5 protein-coding genes are annotated in these 4,070 nt (G+C 69.1%); 3 read left to right on the top strand and 2 right to left on the bottom strand.

Features of this window, described 5'->3' with window-relative positions:
- Positions 1-194 precede the first annotated feature (194 nt).
- From HUU94_RS03505 to cysK, 3 genes are all read left to right on the top strand, one after another.
- A complete protein-coding gene (locus tag HUU94_RS03505) occupies positions 195-674 on the top strand; it encodes a hypothetical protein (RefSeq protein ID WP_174273733.1) in 480 nt (159 codons plus the stop codon).
- A gap of 292 nt (positions 675-966) precedes the next feature.
- The gene (locus tag HUU94_RS03500; protein WP_174273732.1) at positions 967-2,235 is read left to right on the top strand and encodes an MFS transporter; all 1,269 of its coding nucleotides are present in this window, start codon (positions 967-969) and stop codon (positions 2,233-2,235) included.
- Positions 2,232-3,149: a cysteine synthase A gene (gene cysK, locus HUU94_RS03495; RefSeq protein ID WP_174273731.1), complete on the top strand. Its 918-nt coding sequence runs from the start codon at positions 2,232-2,234 to the stop codon at positions 3,147-3,149. Before HUU94_RS03500 ends, cysK begins: the two co-directional genes overlap by 4 nt.
- Positions 3,150-3,252: 103 nt before the next feature.
- Here cysK and HUU94_RS03490 read toward each other — a convergent pair whose 3' ends face one another.
- Together HUU94_RS03490 and HUU94_RS03485 are read right to left on the bottom strand one after the other, a co-directional pair.
- Positions 3,253-3,447: a hypothetical protein gene (locus HUU94_RS03490; protein ID WP_174273730.1), complete on the bottom strand. Its 195-nt coding sequence runs from the start codon at positions 3,445-3,447 to the stop codon at positions 3,253-3,255.
- Between the two features lie 47 nt (positions 3,448-3,494).
- The coding region (locus HUU94_RS03485; RefSeq protein WP_174273729.1) for a tyrosine-type recombinase/integrase at positions 3,495-4,070 on the bottom strand (576 nt) is incomplete at its 5' end.

Below are 4,070 nucleotides of genomic sequence, written 5' to 3'. Positions count from 1 at the left end.
GTATCGTTTGAACATGTCAGAGGCTGTCCCGTCAGGCTGAGACGTCACCCCGGCCTTGAGCCGGGGTCCCGCTTCTTCTTCACCGTCGGCCAAGCAGCGGGACCCCGGCTCAAGGCCGGGGTGACGGCTGGCTTGAGCTTGTCTGGCATCGGTCATCGCGATATGCCTGCGCCAAGCAGGGACAGGAGATGTCGATGCGTTCTTTGGCGATAATCGCCGCCGTCACCTTCGCCTCCCCGGCCTTCGCGCAAGCTCCCACCGCTCCAGCCTGCGTCGGCGCGGGAACATGGTCCTACGGCGGTACGGGCAAGGGCAGCACCACCGCGCAGCCCGGCGCCGCATCGACGCTGATCGAATTCACGCCGGACAAGAAGGATAAGCAAGGCGCCGCCGCCTTCATCATGACCGTCGATGCCGGGCCGCCCGGCGTCTACCAGCTCAACGCCGATTTCGACGTCAGGCATCTCGGCGACGATGCGACCTTCACGCTGACGGGTGCCGCCAGCGCGATCCCGGGGCGGGAGTTCGACGTCAAGATCGTCAAGGGCGACGACGGATCGAGCAGCTTCTCGCGCCCCGTCACCACGACCGGCGCGCCGTTCACGGTCGAGCTGCACACCAAGGGCGCGGTCGCGATGACGGTGCGCAACGTCAAGCTGTGCCGGCTGCGCTGAGGGTCGTTACCTAGAGGACCTGACGCTCCTCTCCTGGCAGGGGAGGTGGCTGGCAAAGCCAGACGGAGGGGTGACACGCTATCCGGAGGGCGACACCCCTCCGTCATCGCTGCGCGATGCCACCTCCCCTCACAGGGGAGGAACAGGGTCACGCGCAAACTCACTCGAAACCCGGCCTTCGCCGGGGTGCCGGTAAGCGGGGGGCTCGGGGCAGGCACTGATAGCAACGCTGGGCAGGCGGAAAGCGCAACTGGCGTTGCCCCTGCACCTTGGCGCGGCTTAAGGCGGGTGGATGGCGGCCGTTCCCCACCCCTTCACCTTCCGCGATTATCGTTTCTACTGGGCGGCGCGGCTTTCTAGCACGATCGCGCAGACCTCGATGGTCGTGGTGATCGGTTGGGAGGTCTATGATATCGCGCGGCGATCGGGGATGGGCGTCAACGACGCCGCGTTCCGGCTCGGGCTGATCGGCATCTGCCAGTTCCTGCCGCTGGCGCTGCTGACGCTGGTCGTCGGCTGGGTCGCCGATCGCGTCGACCGCCGCTTCATCGTGCGATCGACGGCGCTGCTGGAGGCGGCCTGCGCGGCGGCGCTGGCGGCGCTGGCCTATCACCAGTCGACCAGCCTGCCCGCCTTGTTCGCGGTGGCGGCGCTGCTCGGCGTCGCGCGCGCCTTCGCCAATCCGGCCTTCGGGGCGCTCGCGCCCAATCTGGTGCCGCGCGAGGTGCTGCCGACCGCGATCGCGGTGAGCTCGGTCTCCTGGCAGACCGGCGCGATCGTCGGGCCCGCGCTCGGCGGCTATCTCTATGCGGTGGGCGCGACCATCCCGTTCGCCTTCGCGACGATCCTGTTCCTGATCGTGTTCGCCATGCTGATGCTGATCCGGCCCGTGCCCCGCACGGCGATCGCAGCCGCGCCGCCCATCCAGCAGATGATCGACGGCGCGCGCTTCGTGCGCCGGAACCGCATCGTGCTCGGCGCGATCAGCCTCGATCTGTTCGCGGTGCTGCTCGGCGGGGCGACCGCGATGCTGCCCGTCTATGCGCGCGACATCCTGCATGTCGGCGCGACGGGGCTCGGCAACCTGCGCGCCGCGCCGGCGGTGGGATCGGCGCTGACCGCGATCCTGCTCGGCTGGAGCCCGCTCCGAACGCATGTCGGGGTCAAGATGCTGTGCGCGGTGGCGGTGTTCGGGCTCGCGACGGTGGGGTTCGGGCTGTCGCGCTGGGTGCCGCTGTCGATGCTGTGCCTCGCGGTGCTGGGATCGGCGGACATGATCTCGGTGTTCGTCCGCCAATCCCTGATCCAGATCAACACGCCCAACGCGATGCGCGGCCGCGTCGGCGCGATCTCGTCCTTGTTCATCTCGGGCTCGAACGAGCTGGGCGAGGCGGAGAGCGGGCTGCTCGCGGCGCTGATCGGCGCGGTTCCGGCGGTGGTGCTCGGCGGGCTCGGCGCAATCGGGGTGACGATCGCGTGGAGCCTTCTCTTTCCCGAACTGCGCCGCGCGCGTAACTTCGACCCCCCAACGCTCGAACCTCAAGAGGAGCAACGGCCATGAAGGCGGCGACGATACTCGAGACGATCGGCAACACCCCGCACGTGCGCCTGTCGCGCATGTTCCCCGATGCCGAGGTGTGGGTGAAGTGCGAGCGGCAGAATCCCGGCGGCTCGATCAAGGACCGGATCGCGCTCGCGATGGTCGAGCAGGCGGAGGCATCGGGCGCGCTCAAGCCCGGCGGCACGATCGTCGAGCCGACCAGCGGCAACACCGGGATCGGTCTCGCGATGGTCGGCGCGGTCAAGGGCTACAAGGTCATCCTCGTCATGCCCGACAGCATGAGCCTCGAGCGGCGGCGCGTGATGCTGGCCTATGGCGCGACCTTCGATCTCACCCCGCGCGACCGGGGGATGAAGGGCGCGCTGGAACGCGGGCTGGAGATCGTCGCCTCGACGCCGGGCGCGTGGATGGCCGAGCAGTTCGACAATCCCGCCAACATCGATGTGCACGTCAAGACCACCGCCGAGGAGATTTTCGCCGATTTCGCCGATTCGCCGCCGGACATGCTGATTACCGGCGTGGGCACCGGCGGGCATATCACCGGCGCCGCGCAGGTGCTCAAGGCGCGCTGGCCGGGGCTCAAGGTGTTCGCGGTCGAGCCGACGCTATCGCCGGTGATCTCGGGCGGCCAGCCCGCGCCGCATCCGATCCAGGGCATCGGCGCGGGCTTCATCCCCGAAAATCTCCACACCGATCTGCTCGACGGCGTGATCCAGGTCGATCCCAACGACGCCAAGGAATATGCCCGGCGCTCGGCGCGCGAGGAAGGCCTATTGGTCGGCATTTCCTCAGGCGCGACGCTGGCCGCGATCGCGCAGAAGCTGAAGCAGGCGCCGGGCGCGCGGATCCTGGGGTTCAACTATGACACCGGCGAACGCTATCTTTCGGTGGCGGACTTCCTGCCCGAATCCTGAGCGGACGCTTCCTGGAGGCTGTCCTGCTCAAGCTGAATGTCACCCCGGCCTTGAGCCGGGGTGACGAGTGTTCAACGTCAACAGGACGGTCTCTAAGCTCCGATCAGCAGACCATCCGGGTGCCGACGCGCGTGCAGGTGAGCGTCGCGAGCAGCATGTGCGGCTGCGCGGCGGGGACCTGCGCCTGTTGCGGCGGCTGTGCGGGAGCGACCGCGTTCGCGGAAGCCTGCGAGGCGACGAACAATGTCCCGACGATGACGGCGAGACGGCGGAGCCAAGGGGTGGGGTGCGTCTTCATGGCGTGACCTCTATCACCGCCGACGCCGACCGCCGCGTCAACAATCGTTACGCACGCGGATGGGCGTTGCGATAGACGTCGAGCAGGTGCGCGGCATCGACGCCGGTATAGACCTGCGTCGAGGACAGGCTGGCATGGCCGAGCAGCTCCTGCAGCGCGCGCAGATCGGCGCCGCGCCCGAGCAGGTGCGTCGCGAAGCTGTGGCGCAGCGCGTGCGGCGTCGTGCGATCGGGCAGCGACAGCCGCGCCCGCGCACCGCGCACCGCGCGGCGGATGATGTCGGGCGAGAGCGCGCCGCCCTTATGGCCGCGAAACAGCGGCAGATCGCGCGCGCACGCCCAGGGACAGGTCGCGAGATAGGCCTCGATCGCGTCGCGCACCTGCGGCAGCAGGGGCACGATGCGCGTCTTGGCGCGCTTGCCCGTGACGATCAGCGTCTCGCCCAGCGGCAGCGCCGCGCCGGTCAGCGCCACCGCCTCGCCGATGCGCAGCCCCGCGCCGTAGAGCAGGAGCAGCACTGCCTTGTCGCGAAGCCCGATCCAGGGCTCGCGCGCTTCCTCTTCGGCATCGTCGGCGATCGCGATCGCGTCGGCGGGCGAGACCGGGCGGGGCACGCCGCGCTT

This window comes from Sphingomonas bacterium (assembly GCF_903644055.1).
In the GTDB taxonomy this organism is placed as follows: Bacteria; Pseudomonadota; Alphaproteobacteria; order Sphingomonadales; family Sphingomonadaceae; genus Sphingomonas_I.
The sequence above is the reverse complement of the archived record's forward strand: the minus strand, read 5'-3'. Positions and strand labels throughout refer to the sequence as shown.

What these genes read in the sequence shown, in the direction of transcription:
- HUU94_RS03505 (WP_174273733.1), top strand. Translation starts at nt 195, where the DNA reads ATGCGTTCTTTGGCGATAATCGCCGCCGTCACCTTCGCCTCCCCGGCC.
- HUU94_RS03500 (WP_174273732.1), top strand. Translation starts at nt 967, where the DNA reads ATGGCGGCCGTTCCCCACCCCTTCACCTTCCGCGATTATCGTTTCTAC.
- cysK (WP_174273731.1), top strand. Translation starts at nt 2,232, where the DNA reads ATGAAGGCGGCGACGATACTCGAGACGATCGGCAACACCCCGCACGTG.
- HUU94_RS03490 (WP_174273730.1), bottom strand. Translation starts at nt 3,447, where the DNA reads ATGAAGACGCACCCCACCCCTTGGCTCCGCCGTCTCGCCGTCATCGTC.